Consider the following 20,988-nt stretch of genomic DNA (forward strand, 5'->3'; position numbering starts at 1 on the left):
CGTATATCATCAATGGCTATTCAGTTTGCAAGAATCGAATATGTATCGAGAAGTGGCGGGGGAAACGCTTGTCGAAAATCAGCCTATAATGAAAGATCAAAAGTTACCTGTGAAAGAACTGGCGAAGTCTTTAACTGGAAAACAAAATCTGATTTATCTCATCATGAAATTATGTTACCAGAAGGCGTTTCGGAAAAATTCAAAGATAGTTCCACTTTATGGAATGCAGCAGAACATGCGGAACGACGCAAGGATAGTCAGGTTGCAAAAGAATCCGTTATAGCTTTACCCGATGATAAAGTTATTACGCATGAAGATCGAATTGAATTAAGTCGTCGTTATGCCGACGCTTTATTTGTGTCAAAAGGTCTGGCGGCTCAAATTGACATCCATGCGCCCCATGATGGAGAAAAGAATTGGCATGCCCATATCCTTGTTACAACACGTGGATTTAGCCAGGATGGAGAAAGCCTGGCCACACATAAAGCCAGAGAAACAGATCCAACTATCCGAAAAGGATATATTAAGGAAGAGCAAAATCCAGGAGTCATATGGACTCAAATCCAGAATTCTTATTTTAAGGAAAAGGGATATGACTTAGAGGTAGAATCGACAGGCATTGTCGCTCAGATCCATATGGGACCCGTTCGGATGCGGGGTCACTTAACAGAAGTCGTTGCTAGAGCTGATTTGCTTAAACAAGCCAATGAAGAAGCTGTTCGAAACCCAGGAGCAATCATTCAAAAATTGACAGAAAAATCTTCAATCTTTAGCGAAAAGGATGTTGATGCCATTTTGATAAAGTTTGTTGCTGAAAAAGATAGGCAGGCCTTGCGGGATAAGATCTTTAATCATAAATCTATAGTTTCGCTTTATGAGAAAAACTCTCAAACTGAGACTGGCTTATTTACAACGAAAGAAGTTCGATCTGAAGAAGAAAGACTTCTAAGATTCGCCGCTAAGGTTAATGAAGGTAAATCTAAGTTCCTCCAAGAAGATATATCAAAAGAGAAAGGACTGTCTGCTGAACAAGACAGAGCCTTAAAGCATGTTCTCTATGGAACTAAAGGATTAGCCATTGTTCAGGGTAGGGCAGGAACGGGTAAATCCTATACCATGAATGCCATTCGGGAATCCTATGAGAGATCTGGGGTTAAGATCATAGGATTAGCTCCAACTCATTTAGTTGCGGGCGATATGATCAAAGATGGTTTTGAGTTAGCCTCAATAGTTCATAAATTTCTCTTTGATATAAAAAATGGAAAAACGATCGTCCCTAAGGATAGTGTCTTTATGGTCGATGAAGCTGCAATGTTAGGTAACAGCGTCCTTGTGGAGCTACTTCATGTAGCCAGAAGTAAGGGATCTAAGGTTGTCCTATTTGGGGATTCCAAGCAGCTATCCTCTGTCGAACGGGGGGGAATGTTTGACTCTCTGTCTAATATTTATGGTAGTGCCGTCCTAAAAGAGGTCCGTCGACAAAAGATTGAGTGGCAGAAGACTGTTAGTGAGAAGTTGGGGGAAGGGGCCTATAAAGAAGCCATACTCGCCCTTGATCGTGCAAAAGCTATTGATTGGAAGTATACACGAGAAGAATCAATGGCTTCTCTTATTAACGCCTGGTCTAAAAATCATGAGAGGAACCCCCATCACAGTAGATTGATTCTAGCTAATAAAAATATTGATGTGGATGCTCTTAATAGAGCTGTCCGAGAGATCCGACTTGTTAAAGGTGAGATAGACGTTAAAGGTTACGAGGTTCAAACGCAGCGCGGTAAGGAAGTATTTTCTCTAGGAGATCGAGTTGCCTTTACTATGACTGATAAGAAGATTGGAGTGCAGAGTGGTCTTCTTGGAACAATCAAAACTTTAGACGATAAAACATGTGTCGTTATATTGGATAGCGATAAAGAAGTAACATTTGATCCTGGAAAATACCAAGGATTAAAGCTTGGTTATGCGAGTACAATCTATAAATCTCAAGGAAAGACGATTGATGAGATATATGTTCTCCATAATAGGTCATCGAATCAGAAATTAAGTTATGTGGCCTTATCGCGTCAGGCGAAAGACTTAAAGGTATTTGTGAATACTCAAGAGACAAAATCACTCACTCATCTGGTATCTCAAATTTCTCGGGATTCCCGCAAGATCTCGTCGCTAGAATTTATGACAGCTGATCAGCTCTCTCAAACTGCGCAGAATCAGAATACACAGCTAAATAAAATAGCTAATATGATCACAACTGTCGTGACCTCACTTAAAGATAAGTTCTACGAGAATGATGAGTTTTATCAGATCAAAACTCCTGTCCAAGCTATGACAGGCAAAGAATCATCTGTTAAACCAATCGATCAAACCCCCTTAATCAAAGAAGTTTCTGACATTGAGGATAACTCTCTCCCGAATCAAGAAAGAACCAGTGTCCAAGAAACTTTAAAAAAATACAGATTGGAGTCTTCTTTTGGAATAGCTGATAATAAGACCATAGAATCAATTTCTGCTCTCAAACTGACTTTACAAGAAATCAATAAATCCTTAGGGATAAGCGACAATCCAACTGAAACCTTGCAGAAAGCAACCTTTATGGCTATGCAAATTCAAAAGCTGGCAACACAACACCAATCAATGACGCAAGATCAGATTAATCGACAAATTGCCGTCGCTGCAAATCTCTGGATGGAGCATAAAGATACGGCTCTAGGACAAAGATATGGTTTTAATAATGATCTGATCTTTATGGCCCATAAACAAATTAAAACTAACGACAAATCTATGGATCTAAATTCATCTACAAAAGCACAAACCCTATTGGTTGAAATGACCGGGATTACAAAAGATATGCCTATAGGACTCGAGAAAATAGCTGGACCAACCCAGTTGAAGCTTAATAAGAGAATTCAAGAGATTTATAAAGATCAACAAGCGGTCTCCCGCCAACAGGAACAAATTCGTCAACTGCAACGAGATCAGCAGAAACAGTTTGATCGGTGAATAACCGGCAGGATCACCTGTATTTATGTATGCACTTTTTATGTACATAAGTAATAATATATGATATATTTACATATATGTAGCATACTAAATAGTCGAATCTATAATATGATTTTAGAATTTTTAAAAGAACTGACGGAAGCCGGTTATCGAATATTTACAATTAAAGATGCGAAACAGATATCTAAGGTTTTAGGCACCAAAGAATCTAATATTCATTACATATTAAGATCTTTAGTTAGTCAGGGTATGATTCGCCCTCTTTACAGGGGAACATATGCTGTTGAGGACAATATTTTATCAGGATCCCCTATACATAAATTTGAAATAGCAATGCACCTTTCTCGTAATGGTTCTATTTGTTGTTGGTCTGCTTTAATATTTCATGAACTATCAGATCAAATTCTTTCAACAACATTTGTCTTTCAATTTATGCCAGATAAAATAAGACGTTCTGACTATAAATATCAAATTGATCATTCACAATATCAGTTAATACAGACAGATGCCAAGCAAAACTGGGGAGTAGAGACCATACGTTTCAACGAACTAAAGATTAATATTACAGATCTGGAGAGAACTCTACTAGACGGCCTCGTTTATCCTCAGTATTGCGGGGGATTCAGAGAGGTTATGGATTCTTTTTTAAATGCTAAATATAAAATTAATATAGAGAAATTACTGGAATACGCTCAAAGAACCTCTATAGCAACTCAAAAACGTTTAGGATGGATGCTGTCTCATTTGGGGATACCTAATTTGAGTGATTTGAAAAAACAGATTTCGACAACTCGATATGATAAATTGAATCCTCTTGGAGAAAGAAGGGGAAAATATAATAAAGAATGGATGATTTTGGAGAATTTTTAATGGAGAGTACGTTACTTAGGAGAGAAATCAAAAATCTTAGAAAAATGACTGGAATAAGCTGGGAAATTATTGAACAAGATTATGTTCTCTCTTGGATGCTCTATGGGATTTCAAAAGTTGATAAATTGAAAACAACTATGATATTCAAAGGGGGAACAGCTCTAAAAAAGTGTTATTTTGGGGATTACAGATTTTCTCAAGATCTTGATTTCTCTGTTCAGGGAGACTATCCAAGGCAGGAGGAGTTGTTAGATTTAATTATTAAGGCTTGCAAAGTTTCAGAAATAGAATCTGGTAATATTGACTTTACATGCAATAGATATCCAGAACGTGATGTACATCCAGAGAAACAAGAGGCTTTCGTTGTCCATGCTAGATTACCTTGGCAACGTGATTACAATACTTCAGTTAAAATCGAGGTGACAACACAAGAATCGGTTTTACTGCCCCCAGAAGACAGAAGAGTCATTCACGGATACCATGAAGAACTTGATTGTCAAATTTCAACTTATCAAATAGAGGAAATAATATCTGAAAAGATCCGGGCCATACTCCAATTTGCAAAAAAGCTTCATGAGAGAGGGTGGGGGAGGTCAAGAGTTAGAGATTATTATGACTTATGGAGAATATTCTCAGAATATAGTCATACGATCAAAAAAGAAATCTTACCAGATCTTGTTCAGAAAAAATGTTACTCCAAATCCATTATCTTTGAGTCGATTGAGGATTTATTTCAAGAGAAACTTTTAAAATCTTTGGAAGAATGGGATATGTGGCTTGCACCAATTGTGCCTAATCTTCCTGATTCAGATCAGGTAATAAAAGAATTAAGAATTCAGCTTCAATCTATCTTTTAAGTATAAATCTTGAGAGAGGTGGGCATCCTTATTACTTAAATTCATGATACTCAAATTTCAACTTAGCAACAGGCAAATCGCAGGGAAGTTTTATATAAGCCTGTAAGTTTGGAAGATTAAGTATATCCGTATATGGAATGACCGTCTTATTATGACGCTGTTCTGCTAAACTAACACCATCTCTCATTTGATGGGCTCCAAAAGAAATACTTTCTGAGTGTTCAACAATTTCCTGCTCTCCTAAGAATTCACTCATCCTTTTAGCTGTATAAGCATCTGGAGAACGGAAGACAAGCTTAGTTCCTGTTAACCCACAAATGCTCCTAGACATATTAGTTCCATATAATTCATCAATTTGAGAGAGATTTTGAAGCCCTAAAACAAAGCATCCTTCATATTTGCGAACTTCGGCCATAGAATTAGGAAGGGAAGGGAGTTTGTTTAGAGAAGATAATTCATCAATAAAGAACCATAATTTTTGTTTTGTTCCTTCTGGCCGAGATAAAGTAGCTTTTGTTGCAAGGCTTAACCATCCAGACAATAGGGGTCTTAAACTTGATCGTTGTTCTGGAGAGCAACTTAAAAACAAAATTCCTGAATGATCTGGATTCAATATCCATTGTCGGATAGAGAAATTTTCTTCTGCTTCCGTAAGATACTCAAAACATTTAATAGAAGACGCAATTGTGGAACGGATTGAGAGGGCTGTTTTTTCAGAGTCTGGATGCATCATGCTGGCTGCCATAGACCCCTCAAAGTAAGGATATACCTCTTTTAATGGAAGGGACACAGTAATATCCATGAGCCTTCTAAGGGAGTAATCACCTTCAACCTTAAGTTTCTTTGCGGCTACTGTCAGAACTGTTCTGGCAGAGTTACTCCAGAATGGATCATGACCAATTTGAGGAATAAGGCTTTCAGAGAATTCATCAAATAAATATTCTTCTGTACATTCTTCCCAAAGATTCCAGCTCTTTGAATGACTATCCAATGGATTTAGGATAATATCCCGTTGCTCATTATAAAATCGTTCTACAAAACCATTTGTGGTATCAACGATGACAATTTTATCTCCCCGATCTCTAATTTGTTGTAAAAGTTCATTCATGGCATTGGTTTTGCCGCATCCCGTAGTCCCAATGATTAGCATATGTTCAGTTTCTCTATTTTTAATTAGAGGGAGACCAGCTAAGGTTAAATCTGATGCTTGATTAGATTTTTTTATGAGATTGGTGAGCTTGTTAATAGGGGCAATTTTCCCCCCAGAGATGATTTCTTTGATTTTAAGGACTTTACCACTGTATCCCCAGAACAGAAACAACAAAATCATGCTGCCAAAAAAACAGAGGAATGTTTGGAAAAGTTTTCTGAAAAGGAGACTATGAATCAAAATAGATGAGAGGATATATTCTTGCTTATGGGCAATGATGTGATCGCTGATTTCATAGTACTTTCCATCTCCATGAAGGATCCAAGATGTATCAAAAAACTCTTTCGGCAGGGAACTCATAGAGTCCCTAATTTGTGCTTTATAAAAAGTGACCAGAAATCCAAACTTTTCCCAGCTTCCGTCATAGATTAAAAGAAAAATAAAACATAAGAATGCAATAATTGATGATATTTTTAAGGTCGTTCCAAAGACCTGATTAATCATGCGGAACTTATGAAGTTGGGTTTGGCCGCCCTGTGTAAACGTATCTGAGAAATTCTTCATCTAACTTAATTCCTTATAATTTTAGGTTTCTATTAAGGTTACTTGTGGTATATTTAAATTATGGAAAAAGATTTGAACACATCTCCTAAACTTGAGGAACACATCCTCTGGAAACGCGCTAAAACCGTCTTGAGATTTTGGTGGCGGAATTTCTTTACCTTGCTCGCTACAACCCTTTTTCTCTTTTGCTTGATTACCGGAAGTGAAGGAACTTTTACTGCCGGTTTCTGGCTGATTCTGGCTGTGATTTTTGACCGTGGTAAGCCTTACGTTCCTGAACGTCGCTTCGACCATGATGAGTACAAAATGATGCATCATCAACAGCAATGGAATTCTAGTCTGATGGGAACTCTTGCATACAACAGTCGTACTGACTTGAAACGTTAATAAATTACCACTCTGTTGCTTCATCAACGGCTTTCAAGACTGTTTTTTTAATCACAGACTTGTCCTTTTCAGAGTTTACTTTATCAACAATTCCTTGCTGTTGAACTTGCATTGATTCTTTTTGAGAGAGGATGTCTTTTTGGTGGTGAGAAATCTGATTGTCGACTGATCCTTCAACCAATTCCTGTCGATCAAGGCGATGAGATGCAATTTCTGAGTTCCCTTTAGCTCTAACATTATTTAATGAATCTTTCGTAACTGCATGTTGTTGATGTCCTGCTTCATGCTCATATGTATTTTGGATAGCATGAGCATTGGAACCAACTGAAGAAGATGGAATAACGCCTCGTTCTGACATAAATCGATTTGCATAGGTACTAGCCATTTCGGGATCATTGGCAATGATATGGGCGGTCCCATGTTTACCAATCTTACCACTTGTCCCATCAGCTCGTTGATCAGATAGCCATTCCACAAATTGTTGATTGTAATTCGAGTTGATTGAGGAAGAATTAGCCTTTGTAAACATGGCTTGCTGGCTGTAAGATTCTGCCTGATTATAACTCTTGGCCGCTTCAGTTCGTTGTTGCATCCCCTGTTCATAGGAACCAGAAACACTCTCAGCTAAGCGACGGCTTTTTTCATCCGACAAATTATGAGAATAATTCTTTGAGGCTTGAACAGCCAATCTCTGGGCTTCTTGAAAGTCTTCAGATTGAGTAACCCTTTGGGCCTCATTAAATAGATGTTGATCTCTAGCACTAATATCTGTTCTACCACCAACCGAACCCCCAATACCAAAAGCCTTTCCACCCACACTTGCTTCGGCAAATAAGGATGCTGCCTTATCGGTGCTAATTTGATTTTGATCTGCAAATTCCTTAAGCATATTAGCCGATTTATGAATAGCTTTAGAATCTTCGGTTGAATAGCCTTGACTCATTGCATCGCTTGCTTGATGAGAGTTTCCAATACTGTTGCTAAGATCGACCATATTCCTATAGCTACTCGATAAACTTCTGGCAGAACTTTCTGATTGGTTGAGAGCATGTTGATAGCTCTTATTCGCCATGGCTGAATACTGGGCACTTTGAGATTCAGCAACGTTAAGAGACATTGGAAGATTAGAAGAACCAACATTCATGATCTGTGATCCATCTGCCATGGTTGTCATTTCTGTACGACCATCCGCAAAATTGAAGGATCCCGCCCGATAACTGGCTGCCATAGATTGTTGAAGCATCTGAGTATTGCCGATTTGTCGTCCCTCTCCTGAAATATTACCGAAGCTATAATTTCCTGATGTTGCCTCAGCCGCTGCTGAAGAGGCAGCGCTTTGTCCCACATGCCCTAAATGAGAGGCAAGAGAGACAAAAGAACCTACTCCTTTAACCAGGGCATAGCTAATAAAGGGAATACTCAAAGATAGAAATCCCGCTGTTGCACTAATATCCGCATTGGCATCGAGAATTCCCACAGAATTAGCAATGGTAACGCCGGCTGAGTTGGAAACCGACATGGCTGCCACGGTCTTTGCCGTCGCGCGGCTCAACATGATATAATTCAAAATAGCATAGAGAGGTGCCCATAACTGAAGCCAAAGAATAATTTGGGCCCAGGCTGAGAGAATTCTCCAACCAAAAGGGAGTATGGCTAAGAAGATCATAAAGATAAAGGCGGCATAGGTAATTGATTCCATGACCGCTCTCAAGATGGGAAGATTATCACCAGCAAAAGCTCCTAAGGTTTGATAAGTCGCTCTTTGACTTAAATAGGCTCTTTGAGCTGCTAAATTAGATGAATTCCCGAGAGATACAGATCTTTTATCTGTATCTTTAATAAAAGAACTAATCATGATTTGCTGTTTAATGATGTTAGTGGCATCTTGGCTCATGAGGCCAAGTTGACCATAGGTCAAAGGGAGGTATTTTAGGAGTTCAGCCTTAGCATTGATTAATCCCCCTTCCCCAAATAGCTTCTTTCCAAATACACTTGCCGAGACGTCAATAGTTTTAGGCCATTGAGCATTAAATTTCTCAACGCCTGCTTTACAAGTTATAGGACAAGCTGGACTACCAAGGTGACCTTCTTCTCTGGGCTCCCGCCACATAAAAGAACGTACCGGCGAGGCATTAGAGGAGACAAGTCCCCAAATATCATCTGTTTTCTTGAGATCCTCTAGGGTATATTTTCGGCCCAACATGGCGTCATAGACAATACATTCATTGACAAATTGATGCATATTTTCAGCAAGATCAGCATTGGTAATTTGGAACTGATTGGATTTTTGCATCAAATTACTGGCAAAGATGTATCCCGTGGATTGGAACTTTAAGTCATCCGGCATTGAGAAATTCTTTTCAACTTGCTCTGTCATTCCATATCCAATTTTACTGACATAGCCAGCAAACATGGCAAGTCCATAGGGAACATGATCAACAGAATCATGAAATCGTGAGACGGGATCATGAATATTGACCCGTGCTGTGGGGACAAACAAAATGCCTGTAATGATCGTTAAGGGTAAAATCCAAGAAGTAAAGATTTTAGCTATATCATTATACAAAGCGTAAATAACCGCCCAGAGAGCCCCGACAATCATGCCCAATCGAATTAAGGGCTCGTATAACGTGCCAGACTTTGAATTCAAACACATAGCCAGAGCATTAAAAACACCTCTTAAAACTTCCCCATTCCCATAAGTATAAATATCATAAGCCATTCGTCTTTCTCCTTATAGCCAGCCTTGTTCATCGGTCATGCTGCCTAACATGGCATGAAGTTGTTTTTCGATGAGTTGAGTTGCTTGAATAAAGGACAATGTGCTGTCCATTTGCTGATAAGCACTTTGACGCCGTTCTGTAATTCGCTCGCGGGCCTGGCGCAAACTTTTAATAAACCGGTCAATATGCGCATCATCAACTTGCGCAGATTTTAATTGGACAACACTTTCATGGACAATATCGAGAACTTCAAGAATATATTTGTAGAGAACATCCAAAGCAATCAGTTCTCCATATTGGTGAATATCCACAGGGGCATACCCTTTCCTAAAAGCTGTTACCACATTCAACATTTTATAGACAGGCAGACGGGTTGAATTGAGAAAATCCTGTTCTTCAGAGGTGGGAGCAACATCATCATAAATTTTGTTCACCAAAGACTCTAAAATGTTCTGGGTTCGAATCAACAAGGCACTACTGGCGGATATCCTGACAGGCGACAAGATTGGATCTAGACAGTCATTTGTTGTGCATTTGTAAACCTTTGTCTCGCCCCCTCCTAAGAGTCCATTCAGAAGATCATCCCGGTCTGCATAGCCGGGCAAGTTTATCACTTGAAAGGCATCACCTGATTTTCTAGAGATGATTGATCCGACCAAGGTTAAGAAGAGTTGGGCGAGTTCTTTATCTTTGATCAAAAATTCATTAGCTTGAATGGCTTTCCACGATAGATTAAATTCGCCCACAAGCATATCTTTATAACGGGGATCACTCTCTTTTCTGGATAAAATATTGCTGCGATCTCCTTTGGCCCCACAACCTTGCCGAGCCGCTGACCAGTCTGAAAAAGCCCCCAGATTCGTTCCCATAGCTTGACATAAGTGTTTTGAGGAGGCATCAGACTTGGGCCAGATTCCCCCTAAGGCCGTTGCAGCGGCCTCACAAGAACCAATGTTCATCTGGTTAATTTCCGTGGCGATTGCATTGAGCTCATTCATAATATTATAAATTTGAGGAGAAACTGATTGAACAGCCAACATAAAAGCATAAGATCCAGCAGCTGATCCTATATTCTGCAACATCTCCACCAGACGATCCGAACTGATATGAGAGAATCCACCCGTCCATAAATCAATGCCGCCACATCCCGCTCTATAACCAGGCACTTGAAGTGTCATCAATTGCGCATTGCGAACTTGGTTACGGGTTACAATGCTACCGCCTGTATAATAACCGGCAGCTTGGTCCTTAAAAGCGGACGGCGTTGTCACATTTTTTGAAACACTGCGATTAAAAAATCCACGTAAATCTTTTTCGATACTGGCATGACCAGAAGTCATACCAACCATCAAAATAAAGGCACTTGCCTTTAAGGTCCCATAACTGAAATCCAAGACCCTATTGAAAAATTTGTTATACATGTTATACTTATTTATAAGATGTGAAAGAAGGTGTTGAAATGCTTGCAGTACGGTTACCAGCAAGTCTGGAAAAAAGATTGGCCGATTTGTCCTTAAAGACAAAACGGTCAAAGAGTTATTACGTAAAAAAAGCCTTGGAAGATTTCTTAGAAGACCAAGAAGAACTTCAAGAAGCAGTCGCCGCTTACGAGGAGTTTCTTGCCTCTGGCAGAAAGGGATCGACTCTTGAGGAAATGAAAAAGCGATATGGGTTTGAGTAAAAATTGGACACTGATTTTCTCTCCAAAAGTTGAACGGGAATTTAAGAAACTGGATCGACCGATTCAGGGTCGCCTTTTTAGTTTTTTTGATAAACTTGTCCAGGAGCCTGATCCCAAAGTCCATGGCAAGCCCTTGAAAGGCCAGCTGAGTTCTTTCTGGTCGTATCGAATCGGCGATTATCGGGTTATCTGTCGCTTGGAAGAAGACAAAATGACGATCGTCGCCTTGAAAGTGGGTCATCGTAAAGATGTTTACGACTTTATTCCATAAGTTAATAATCATTTATTCCCCCTTGTTAGCACCATGATCCTATTCTCCATTTCATCGATGCTGGTCATGCCTTGAGCCACTTGAATAACGTCTTCTTTTTCTGGGTTGACGGCAAATAAGGAAGGCAAAGCGGTGACATTCCATTGACTTGCCAGCCCATTATCTGGAACAGCATTAGGAAACAGATCAATTGGCCCGCCATCTAAACTAATGGCTAAAACTTCCCAGCCATACTGGTCCGCAAAGAATTTGACAATTGGTGCGAACTGGTGGCAGTAAGAACAGTTACTGGCATAAAAGAAAAATAATCCGTGGCTTTGAGAGAGTGATTGAATGACCTGTTGTTTCTCTTCTTTTTGTTGGTCTAAATAAACGTGGACAGCTTTCTGGTTCACTGGTGCAATCAAGGTATGATCAAGGCCTGCATTAGAAAACACGTTCTTCATCCACGTTTGAGAAAAGGTCTGGGACCGATTCATCATATCTTGCTGCATTTCCTGATATCGGCTGACATTTTGAGAGGTAGGGTTAATCCAGGCCTGAGCCAACCGGTTTTCCAACTCTTCTCGATAAGCTTTCATCTTTTCTCCAGGAGTTAGAGGCTTTTTACGGTCCTTTTCTTGAGGTTTCGGCTCTTCTGGAATTGGTAACTTTTCATACCAATGCCAACCCCGGGCATGGTCTTGATAGAAGGTTTTGGCATGACTATCTGAAAACAATAAAATCAGAAATAATGTCATTTTTATCAATTTGAAAATCCTTCTGATTTGAGCTTCATACTCTCTTTAACGCGGTCTAACGTGATCGTTTTTGACATTTCGTCAGGATTCTTTTTGGTAAAGTTTTTTTGGACGCCTTCGTAAAGTTCGGATAGATTCATTTTTGAGAAATCCAACCCACTCAACTCTTCTGGCTTGAGACCTCGGCAATCAGGAGATTTGGGATCTCCCCAAGAGAGACCCAATTGGCCCCTGCCTTGTTCCTGAATCAATCGGGATAATTTAGATCCAAAACAGCAGAAACTTGTCTTCTTCCTTATACAGACCCCTGCCTTCTTTTCAGCACAATAGGTTCCGACCATAACGCATCGGTTGTTTCTTCTAAGATCAACAAGCTGTTTTTCTTCTGCTTTACAGGAGGAAAGTCCAAGATCTGTCCCCCATCCTTTTCCAGTTCCACAACAGTCTTTAAAATTGATGCAATGCTTGGAACATTGCTTGACTTCGCCTTTAAAAATGGAAATCTTGGCGCGCATATCGTCTTGAATAGACTTCAGGATAGAGAGCTGACTTAAAGCTTCAAGCATTTCACCATTGGCCTCATAGGAAGAGTCGGCACAATTTCCTGTTAAACAGAAGGGACTGGTTGATGAGGTTGAGCGGTATCTTGTTTGATGTTGTTTTTGACCGCCACACAAATAAGTTTGCTGCCAAACGACACAGCGCCCTACTTCACGTTGCTGACACTCTGACTTTGTTTGTTGGCAACCCATAGCCTTTAATTTCTGACAGTTATTTTTAATTGGGTGAGAACAGGAGTAAATAAGGGTTTCCTCAAAATGATCTCGCGTGACTGGTTCATCTTGAATCGTCCGAGTTTCATTTTTTTGACTGTTGATCTTTTGAGCATAACGGCATACCCCTCTATCAGCCATGTCTTCCAAAACCTGACAGTCATCAACCCATTCTTCTTTTTCAACAATAACTTGTTTGGGTGTATAACCACTGACTCTGGACTGGCACCCAGGACTGCAATATTTTTTACTGCCTTTCCATTTATGCTTCCAATGGCCACTACAATACTGTTGAGTAATGGGCCTGGACGGGATAATTTTTAAGGCAATTTCTAAATGACGATGACAGGTGCGCGTATATTCTTCCCCTCCTTCTTCACACTGATGAAGCTCACCTTGTTCTGGCTCTCCTTCTGCTTGGATAATGACTTCCTTCATTGCTTTTTCCGGATCTTTTTGGACTTCAGTGGCGACGGTGAATAAAGGGTTTGTTTCGGGGTCCAAACGGTAAGATTCGCGACTTTCAGAGATTTCTTTAATTGATTGGGCTACCTGATTTGTCGATGTCTCTTGAACAGTTGCCTCTCCTATAGATCCCCCATCCAAGGTAGCTTCTTTTGGTGAAGCCGTTTTATAGCCGGGGACGATATAAGGATTCGTTGTTTGAGAAACATTTTTATTCTTCTCCAACAACTGTTGCGTATAAGCAAGCCCGTTTTGGTGGGATTTCATCGCCATAAGTGGGGTACAAAGAATTATAGTATGGATAAGAATTTTTATGCGGCTTCCCGAAGCTTAGTTGCCGCAAAACTTAATGTCACATTTCCGCTTAATCTTGCCGTCTCTTTCCCCTCTCGCAGCATAATGAAGGTCGGCACTTGAGTAATTTTATACGCTTCAAAGCTTTGAGGATTAATCTCCATTTCTGTTTTCAATTCTTTAATCTTTAAGGCTGTCTTTTTAAAACTATTCTCAACCAATCCTCTTAGAACCAATGTTACCTTTTGACCGGAGAAAGTTATACTGTCCGCCAATGCTTTCAAAGATGCTTCAGGCATAGAAAATGAGATAAAAATGAGAATTTGATCGGATTGACTCTGGGACGTTGTTTTTGGATCACTTATTGCTTTCTTGTATAAAAGTTCAGCCTGACAACAAGGCTTATGGGGGCCTTTTGCTGTCTTATGGGTCATTGTTGTAGCCCAGTCAAGCCCTGCTTGGTAAGCTGGGTTTTCTTGAAGGCCTTTCATATCCTTGCCCAGAGTTGGAGGAGTAGAGGCTATAGAAAAAGTTGAGAGGGCTAAAATTACAGTAGACAACATGATCTTTTCCTCCAGATTAGATAAGCAAAGTCCTCCCCTTGGTAAGGAAATTCCTTCCCACTCGCCCAAAGTTGTTCACTACGGCCTAAGGGATGACATTGACGAGAAGCGGTTGAAGGAATGGGATAGACTATCTGAGTCTTATATTGGCTTTTTTGAATGATGGGCATAGGAAAACGATTACAAAGCCCTTCAGTTCCAACCGTTCCCCACAGAAGCCCTTCTCGGTGAAGTTTGGCTATCATTCTCTCAACAAGCAGCAAGCTTGCTTGAACACCGCCCACATGAGCGGCCACTGTTCCCACAAAGGGATATAGACTCCCCTGACAGCCAGCACACCAGAACAATGGATCCAGGGGGAAACCGGCACTGGCTGCGACACAATCAGCAGCACAAGCTGCTTGAGCAATAGGATTGGCAAATAGCACGGCTTCAGGATTTAAGATAAATGCCGTTTCATCGTCATCCCAGAAGGGATCAAGCTCACTCATATACCCCAAATCAGGATCACCTTTTTCCATGCAACTAAAGTCTGTTAGAAGCTCGAGCCAATAAAGCAAAGGATACATATACCAGTGGACTTGGTAGAAACTGGCTCTTGTTCGAGTTGTTCGCCCATTATCGACAGCCCCCTGTCCTTTAACACTCTGCTGCATCAACTGAATGCCGCCCATAGCAACAAGGCAGTAAGGTTCTCTTGTCACATCAACAAGTCTTACGGGTTCCCAAAAGGAAATCGGAATACCATACCTTATATAAGGCGGCACTGGCATTGGGCATTGGCATATTGGAGACCTTGTCACATTGGGTGTATCCTCTCCACCAGCGGATACCCTTACCCCACTAATTGTAATTGGGAAAATGCAACTCCAGCAAACATCTGTAATGGGATTCACAAATCGCCCCTGACACTTCGCATGAGATAAGGTCATACCCATTATGATAAAAATGAATATTTGCCAGACTTTTTGCAGCCTTTGATTAGTCATGATTGGCTTCCTGTTCTAAAGCAAGAGTATCAATTTGCAGCTTGTCATCGTTCTGAGTCACAAGTGTAGGAACTTCTGTAATCCCCAGTTTCTTGACCAATTTCCCGCCTTGATCAAAGAAAACAGCAAAATCATTTTCTTGAGCTAATTTAAAAGGAGATCCTTGGACCAAAATCAATTTAGCTCTGGGATTTCTAGTGTGTTGAGATAAAGCCCAAGCCACTTGTTCTGGATCCTCTCCATTAATGAACAGCAACGGTTTTGTCAAGGCATGGGTTTTAAGAGGATTGATAACGGTACCAGCCTGCTGGAAGATTCGACCCTCATGATCTTTCAGGTCATAAGGCACTTTGATGCTGGGATCATAAAATCGGGTTGTGCTCGTTGTAGCCCGGCTTATGCCCTTAACAGCCACGGGATTTAAGGCTTTATGCTTCATCTGGTCTTGAACAATCTGTTGATGGGATTCCAGTTGACCTAATTCTGAAAGATGACCTAGTTTTTTCTCAATAACTTCAAGCAAACTCTCCTCCGCAATGGGAAAGGTTGTGCCGAAAGATCCAAGATCTTTGGCATAGAGACCAGAGATTAGAGACAGTAAAAGGGCACCGTCAACTTAACTAAAAAAGGTTATATTGTGGTTATGAACTGTCAATTTTAGACAGAAAGAAGCTCTAGAGCCGCCTCCAGCCAAATGGTCTTGGCGGCGGCAAAAGCAAACCGTTGATCAGGAGCTTTATTCTTGTACCGACTAACTTCTACTGAAAAGATATTGCGGACCTTCCCCATCAGGGACAATAATCTCTGAACGCCAGGAGCAGACTTAAATTTTATCAAGCATTTTTCTTTGCGGCGAGTCGGTTGATGGGCGTTTTCAATACGATTGTTGAGCCGCTTGTGAGTCCTGTGATCTGCTTTACGGCACATGAATTGGATCGGCTTTACATAGCTTTTCAATTTGTCGGTAACAATAACTCTTGGGGCTGGGTACGTCCCCAATAATCGGCTTAGGAATCTGATAGCAGATTTCTTATTGCGATGTTTTTGGAGAAAGATATCGAGCTCGATTCCGTCGCTATCGACGGCTCTCCATAAGACAAACACCTCTCCATTAATCTTAAGAGCCATTTCATCCAGGTGCCATTTATCACTTGGTTTCCTCTCATGCTTCTTGATGACATCTATAAAATGAAGAGCGAATTTAGTGCACCATTTCCTGACTGTCTCATGACTCAGGATAATTCCTCGAAAGGCTAGTTGTTCCTGGACATCTCTATAACTAAGGTTAAAGCGGTAATAAAGCCATACAGCTTGACTGATTATTGAGACTGGGAAGCGGTGACGTTTGGGAGCTTTGGTTAAAGACATGACAGAATCATACCAGGTTTATTTTTTCCTTACTTTATTCCTATTTTGATCCTTTGTTAAGTTGACGGTGCCAGGTCCACGCATAAAACTTTCGCACCATATAAACTTGCTCTAATTGCGAAAGAGTGTGCAAGCGAAGTTTTCCCTGTTCCCCCTTTTACAATTTGAAATGTGATTATTTTCTTTTTGAAGGGCGTATTAAATAAAGATTTTGCAGATTCATGCCCAAAAAATATTCTATTTTGGCTTTTTTGATAAGGTAATCCTTTTGTTTTTAGCAGTTTATGTACATGCTGAATTGTAATACCTAGATAATCTGCTGCTTCAGGGGTAGTCATTTTTACTTCGATTGTTTCAGCCATTTACATATTTTAAGTTTAAGTTTAAGAATAAAATAACGTTATCACTTAATCTACATTAATTCAATAGAGTTAAAATATTCGAAAAGGATGAACTTAATTTATTGTGAGACTTAATGTAGCATTTTTTTGGATATGGCAGACTAGATGTTTTATATATCTAACCTAAATAAGCAGCATTGCAATGTTATATCACGCTCATACATATAATATACGTATGCCATTTGTATGCTATATATACAGTATTAATTTTTTTAAGATCCTTTTTTAAGGATAAGTTAAGTTTGTGTATAACTACTACCCCATTTACTAGGTAAAATATGTTAAACACAATGTAAGTCTTACCTATGTACAGTACTGGAATGTTATATTCTGCTCATACATATAATATACGTATGCTATATGTATGTTATATGTATAGGATTAATATTGTTTGTAGGATCCTTTTTAAGGATAAGCTTAACGTTGTGTGTAACTGCTAACGCATTTTCTAGGTAAAATAGGTTAAACATATTGTAACTCTAATCTAAATGTACAGCATTGGAATGTTATATCACGCTCATACATATAACATACGTATGCTATATGTATGTTATATGTATAGGATTAATATCGTTTTTAGGATCCTTTTTAAGGATAAGCTTAACGTTGTGTGTAACTGCTAACGCATTTTGCTAAGTAAAATATGTTAGACATACTGTAAGTCTAACTTAATTTATGGCATTAGAATGCCATATTCATATTATGCCAATCTCATTACTTTTAGATATAAGTTTTTTCTGTGTAATCGCGTGGGGAATAGAAAAACATTTATACCAAGTGTTTAACCTATGCTACACGCAAAAGATTTCCTGAAGATACATCATAATTATTTATATCTGATAAAATCATATCTCTCTTAAAATTAACTTACTTATTAATAAAATTTTAATTCATGTGCAAAAAGGGCACCGTCAACTTAACAAAGGATCAAAATAGGAATAAAGTAAGGAAAAAATAAACCTGGTATGATTCTGTCATGTCTTTAACCAAAGCTCCCAAACGTCACCGCTTCCCAGTCTCAATAATCAGTCAAGCTGTATGGCTTTATTACCGCTTTAACCTTAGTTATAGAGATGTCCAGGAACAACTAGCCTTTCGAGGAATTATCCTGAGTCATGAGACAGTCAGGAAATGGTGCACTAAATTCGCTCTTCATTTTATAGATGTCATCAAGAAGCATGAGAGGAAACCAAGTGATAAATGGCACCTGGATGAAATGGCTCTTAAGATTAATGGAGAGGTGTTTGTCTTATGGAGAGCCGTCGATAGCGACGGAATCGAGCTCGATATCTTTCTCCAAAAACATCGCAATAAGAAATCTGCTATCAGATTCCTAAGCCGATTATTGGGGACGTACCCAGCCCCAAGAGTTATTGTTACCGACAAATTGAAAAGCTATGTAAAGCCGATCCAATTCATGTGCCGTAAAGCAGATCACAGGACTCACAAGCGGCTCAACAATCGTATTGAAAACGCCCATCAACCGACTCGCCGCAAAGAAAAATGCTTGATAAAATTTAAGTCTGCTCCTGGCGTTCAGAGATTATTGTCCCTGATGGGGAAGGTCCGCAATATCTTTTCAGTAAAAGTTAGTCGGTACAAGAATAAAGCTCCTGATCAACGGTTTGCTTTTGCCGCCGCCAAGACCATTTGGCTGGAGGCGGCTCTAGAGCTTCTTTCTGTCTAAAATTGACAGTTCATAACCACAATATAACCTTTTTTAGTTAAGTTGACGGTGCCCTTTTGACCCCTTTTACAAGGATTACTTTGCAAAGAGAGAATTGGAAAAGCAACGCCGCCGTAAACTCAGTTACAATACTGAGCTGACCGGGCTGAAAATCATTCAGCCTTATGAGGGCTTGAGCCGTGTGCCATGAAAGTGGCCCGCACGGTTCTTAGAGGCTGGACTAGCAGTAATGTTAGTCCTGTACTCGACTAAGCCTAAAGAGGAAAGTGCGAAGACTTCACCTGAAGCTCATCAGCGGCAGCAGCAGCTTAAAGCCCGGCAAGAGCGCGCCAAGAGCATCCGGAAGGCTTTAGAATGGCTGCAGACGACATTATCCCCACTGTTTTAGCAAAGATACGCCCAAGCCGCTTAAGAAACGCATTGAAAAGTATATCTTTGCCCAAGAGTTACCTTTTGCTCGGATCTTGATCCGCTATACCTTAGCTTTCTATACAAGATGGCATAAATATCTTAAGGCTTTGGTCGACGAAACCCATCGCCACAATCTCCAAGGCGAGCCCATAGAAGAAATTACCCAAACTGATAAAGCTTATGCTTTAGAAAAACTCAAACACCTTAAAGAGCGCTACAATGCTCGCCTCAAGGCTAAGAAGGTTAAGCCCTCAAAGGAGACTCTCTAAATGGTAGGGGGCGTGAATATCATAGCTATTCTATTTCTCTTATATTTATTAGCTTGGCATAAACCCTTCTCCTTTTTAAATTAGAGGCCTCAAAGCTGCCGCTGGTGAAAGCAAGGACTTTGGGGGAGAAGTGTAAAAGATTGGCTCGGTCATACCTACCTTCCTATTTCTAAAGGAATAGAGGTCTCGAGCGTTATTCTCTTGCTAAGTGTTATCAAGGAACTCAAATGAATACACAATTTAGCTCAACTGCAAGAGAGGACAATCCCCTCAGTAACAAGGCGGCTTTGGTGAAAAGTTCTCTGACCGCTAATTTTGAATGGAGTACCGCTCTTGTGAGGACTCTTTCGAGAGCGGATTACCTCATGGGCAAGCTAGCCCAGGAAATGAGTCACCTCTCGCCTCTCTTTATTTCATCGCTCCTTCTTCGAGAAACCGTGGCTTCGGCTCGGTTAGACGGGTCGCGAGCCACCCTGCGAGAGATATTCCTCAATAATGCGGGCTTATACTCCTCTTTATCCATGGGAGGTGAAGCAAATCGAGAATTATGGTGAGGCCCTCACTTATGGAATAGAGCAGCTGAAAGAGGGGCCTATATCGTTGCCTCTGCTTCAAAAGGTTCAACACCTTTTAGAACAGGACATTAACCTTCCTTATGGCGGTCCAAGAAGCTTAAGAATTAACTTAAGAATCATTCCTTTTTCGGAGTCCCTCCCGTCGAACACCCATGCTCAGCCTCTGTCTCAGGAAAGTTTAAGCGAGAGCTTAGAAAAGCTTCAGCTTTTATTTCAAGATAAAGTTCTTCCACCCTTAATCCAGAGCGCCCTATGCTATTCTCACTTTGTCACTTTAGCACCCTCATCAGGAATGAACCCTCATGTTGGACGATTACTGCTTAATTTATTGCTCATGGATCGAAAAGTATTGCCATTTCCAATGCTCTCTCTAAGTCCCTACTTTGAAGCAACACGAGAGACCTATGACTGGCATCTTGATAATTCTCCTATGGAAGGCAGCCTGGCTGAGTGGCTGATATATTTTATCAACGGTGTGGCGGTGCAAGCGGAAGATACGCTCGACAGATCGCTTAAGTGATTTGTTAAGTGCTTGGCAGACACAGCTTACAAGATCCGGAGCCTCTGCTCCAAGAAGCATTGTTCAGAATTTAGTGAAGAACCCTTTTCTTTTAATAAGTAATGTTGCTCGCGACCTCAGGGTCAATTATACAACCGCGCAAAAAGCTATCCGTAAGCTAGAAGCTGCTGGCATTTTGAAGAAGATTAATGAGAGCAAATGGGGCCGAATTTATTGTGCAGCGGAAGTCTTACCTATCTTAGATAGGACCGATTAAAATTAATGCCGTCTGATGCAAATAATAGAGTAACCTATTTGATCCTGATATAAGCTGCACCACTTACTTCTCATTTTAAGACGATAGTATCAGCGCCGTTTCAGCTTAGCTTCCCTATCATTTTCAAAAAAGTACAAAAAATATCGTATTTTCCTGTATGGAGTATAACTGAATAAATTC

Annotated in this window: 21 protein-coding genes; 11 read left to right on the forward strand and 10 right to left on the reverse strand. The window is 40.2% G+C overall.

The genetic code is table 11. The features are described from left to right. The first annotated feature begins 12 nt into the window (after nucleotides 1–12). From ID47_RS01200 to ID47_RS01210, 3 genes are all read left to right on the forward strand, one after another. Entirely contained in the window at nucleotides 13–2,994 is a 2,982-nt protein-coding gene (locus tag ID47_RS01200) for an AAA family ATPase (protein ID WP_038462959.1), read from the forward strand. A 108-nt stretch (nucleotides 2,995–3,102) separates the two neighbouring features. After that, nucleotides 3,103–3,864, forward strand: a complete 762-nt coding sequence (locus tag ID47_RS01205; protein WP_038462963.1) for a type IV toxin-antitoxin system AbiEi family antitoxin domain-containing protein — start codon at nucleotides 3,103–3,105, stop codon at nucleotides 3,862–3,864. After that, nucleotides 3,840–4,721, forward strand: coding sequence for a nucleotidyl transferase AbiEii/AbiGii toxin family protein (locus ID47_RS01210; protein ID WP_038462965.1), 882 nt, complete (start codon nucleotides 3,840–3,842; stop codon nucleotides 4,719–4,721). The genes ID47_RS01205 and ID47_RS01210 overlap by 25 nt, the downstream gene beginning before the upstream one ends. A 31-nt stretch (nucleotides 4,722–4,752) precedes the next feature. Here ID47_RS01210 and traD read toward each other — a convergent pair whose 3' ends face one another. Continuing rightward, on the reverse strand, nucleotides 4,753–6,435 hold the full coding sequence (traD, locus tag ID47_RS01215; protein WP_038462967.1) for a type IV conjugative transfer system coupling protein TraD: 1,683 nt from the start codon (nucleotides 6,433–6,435) through the stop codon (nucleotides 4,753–4,755). Nucleotides 6,436–6,495: 60 nt separating this feature from the next. Here traD and ID47_RS01220 point away from each other — a divergent pair, with 60 nt between their 5' ends. After that, nucleotides 6,496–6,822, forward strand: coding sequence for a hypothetical protein (locus ID47_RS01220; protein ID WP_038462969.1), 327 nt, complete (start codon nucleotides 6,496–6,498; stop codon nucleotides 6,820–6,822). Nucleotides 6,823–6,826: 4 nt separating this feature from the next. On the opposite strand, the gene ID47_RS01225 is transcribed toward ID47_RS01220, so the two are convergent. Continuing rightward, complete coding sequence (locus ID47_RS01225; RefSeq protein WP_038462971.1) at nucleotides 6,827–9,544, reverse strand: conjugal transfer protein TraG N-terminal domain-containing protein; 2,718 nt, start codon at nucleotides 9,542–9,544, stop codon at nucleotides 6,827–6,829. A gap of 12 nt (nucleotides 9,545–9,556) precedes the next feature. Beyond that, nucleotides 9,557–10,966, reverse strand: coding sequence for a conjugal transfer protein TraH (locus tag ID47_RS01230; RefSeq protein ID WP_038462973.1), 1,410 nt, complete (start codon nucleotides 10,964–10,966; stop codon nucleotides 9,557–9,559). Nucleotides 10,967–11,004: 38 nt separating this feature from the next. On the opposite strand from ID47_RS01230, the gene relB reads away from it, so the two are divergent. Continuing rightward, nucleotides 11,005–11,226 carry a type II toxin-antitoxin system RelB family antitoxin gene (gene relB, locus ID47_RS01235; protein ID WP_038462975.1) on the forward strand — a complete coding sequence of 74 codons (222 nt, stop codon included), beginning with the start codon at nucleotides 11,005–11,007 and terminating at the stop codon, nucleotides 11,224–11,226. Further along, complete coding sequence (locus ID47_RS01240; RefSeq protein WP_198022309.1) at nucleotides 11,219–11,497, forward strand: type II toxin-antitoxin system RelE family toxin; 279 nt, start codon at nucleotides 11,219–11,221, stop codon at nucleotides 11,495–11,497. The genes relB and ID47_RS01240 overlap by 8 nt, the downstream gene beginning before the upstream one ends. Before the next feature lie 8 nt (nucleotides 11,498–11,505). Here ID47_RS01240 and ID47_RS01245 read toward each other — a convergent pair whose 3' ends face one another. From ID47_RS01245 to ID47_RS01275, 7 genes are read right to left on the reverse strand one after another with little or no spacing between them, the layout of a single operon-like run. Beyond that, the gene (locus ID47_RS01245; protein WP_198022310.1) at nucleotides 11,506–12,237 is read right to left on the reverse strand and encodes a conjugal transfer protein TraF; all 732 of its coding nucleotides are present in this window, start codon (nucleotides 12,235–12,237) and stop codon (nucleotides 11,506–11,508) included. A 5-nt stretch (nucleotides 12,238–12,242) separates the two neighbouring features. Further along, entirely contained in the window at nucleotides 12,243–13,748 is a 1,506-nt protein-coding gene (locus tag ID47_RS11510) for a conjugal transfer protein TraN (protein WP_084675830.1), read from the reverse strand. Between the two features lie 38 nt (nucleotides 13,749–13,786). Beyond that, a complete protein-coding gene (gene trbC, locus ID47_RS11515) occupies nucleotides 13,787–14,332 on the reverse strand; it encodes a type-F conjugative transfer system pilin assembly protein TrbC (protein ID WP_051908380.1) in 546 nt (181 codons plus the stop codon). Continuing rightward, nucleotides 14,317–15,321: a conjugal transfer pilus assembly protein TraU gene (gene traU / locus ID47_RS01260; protein WP_051908383.1), complete on the reverse strand. Its 1,005-nt coding sequence runs from the start codon at nucleotides 15,319–15,321 to the stop codon at nucleotides 14,317–14,319. Before traU ends, trbC begins: the two co-directional genes overlap by 16 nt. Continuing rightward, nucleotides 15,314–15,919, reverse strand: coding sequence for a type-F conjugative transfer system protein TraW (gene traW / locus ID47_RS01265; RefSeq protein WP_075261541.1), 606 nt, complete (start codon nucleotides 15,917–15,919; stop codon nucleotides 15,314–15,316). The genes traU and traW overlap by 8 nt, the downstream gene beginning before the upstream one ends. Before the next feature lie 59 nt (nucleotides 15,920–15,978). Beyond that, on the reverse strand, nucleotides 15,979–16,689 hold the full coding sequence (locus tag ID47_RS01270; RefSeq protein WP_038462904.1) for an IS6 family transposase: 711 nt from the start codon (nucleotides 16,687–16,689) through the stop codon (nucleotides 15,979–15,981). 56 nt (nucleotides 16,690–16,745) lie between these two features. Beyond that, a complete protein-coding gene (locus ID47_RS01275) occupies nucleotides 16,746–17,051 on the reverse strand; it encodes a helix-turn-helix domain-containing protein (protein WP_038462984.1) in 306 nt (101 codons plus the stop codon). A gap of 1,015 nt (nucleotides 17,052–18,066) precedes the next feature. On the opposite strand from ID47_RS01275, the gene ID47_RS01280 reads away from it, so the two are divergent. The 5 genes from ID47_RS01280 to ID47_RS01295 all read left to right on the forward strand — a co-directional run bounded on the left by ID47_RS01280 (nucleotide 18,067) and on the right by ID47_RS01295 (nucleotide 20,552). After that, nucleotides 18,067–18,777, forward strand: coding sequence for an IS6 family transposase (locus ID47_RS01280; RefSeq protein WP_038462986.1), 711 nt, complete (start codon nucleotides 18,067–18,069; stop codon nucleotides 18,775–18,777). Nucleotides 18,778–19,006: 229 nt separating this feature from the next. Continuing rightward, nucleotides 19,007–19,165, forward strand: coding sequence for a hypothetical protein (locus ID47_RS13365; RefSeq protein ID WP_232223249.1), 159 nt, complete (start codon nucleotides 19,007–19,009; stop codon nucleotides 19,163–19,165). 31 nt (nucleotides 19,166–19,196) lie between these two features. Further along, a complete protein-coding gene (locus tag ID47_RS12210) occupies nucleotides 19,197–19,457 on the forward strand; it encodes a ProQ/FINO family protein (RefSeq protein WP_232223301.1) in 261 nt (86 codons plus the stop codon). Between the two features lie 227 nt (nucleotides 19,458–19,684). Then, nucleotides 19,685–20,011, forward strand: a complete 327-nt coding sequence (locus ID47_RS01290) for a Fic/DOC family N-terminal domain-containing protein (protein WP_038462991.1) — start codon at nucleotides 19,685–19,687, stop codon at nucleotides 20,009–20,011. Continuing rightward, on the forward strand, nucleotides 19,986–20,552 hold the full coding sequence (locus ID47_RS01295; protein WP_156956603.1) for a Fic family protein: 567 nt from the start codon (nucleotides 19,986–19,988) through the stop codon (nucleotides 20,550–20,552). Before ID47_RS01290 ends, ID47_RS01295 begins: the two co-directional genes overlap by 26 nt. Nucleotides 20,553–20,988: the final 436 nt, after the last annotated feature.

The organism is Candidatus Paracaedibacter acanthamoebae (assembly GCF_000742835.1).
Classification (GTDB): domain Bacteria; phylum Pseudomonadota; class Alphaproteobacteria; order Paracaedibacterales; family Paracaedibacteraceae; genus Paracaedibacter; species Paracaedibacter acanthamoebae.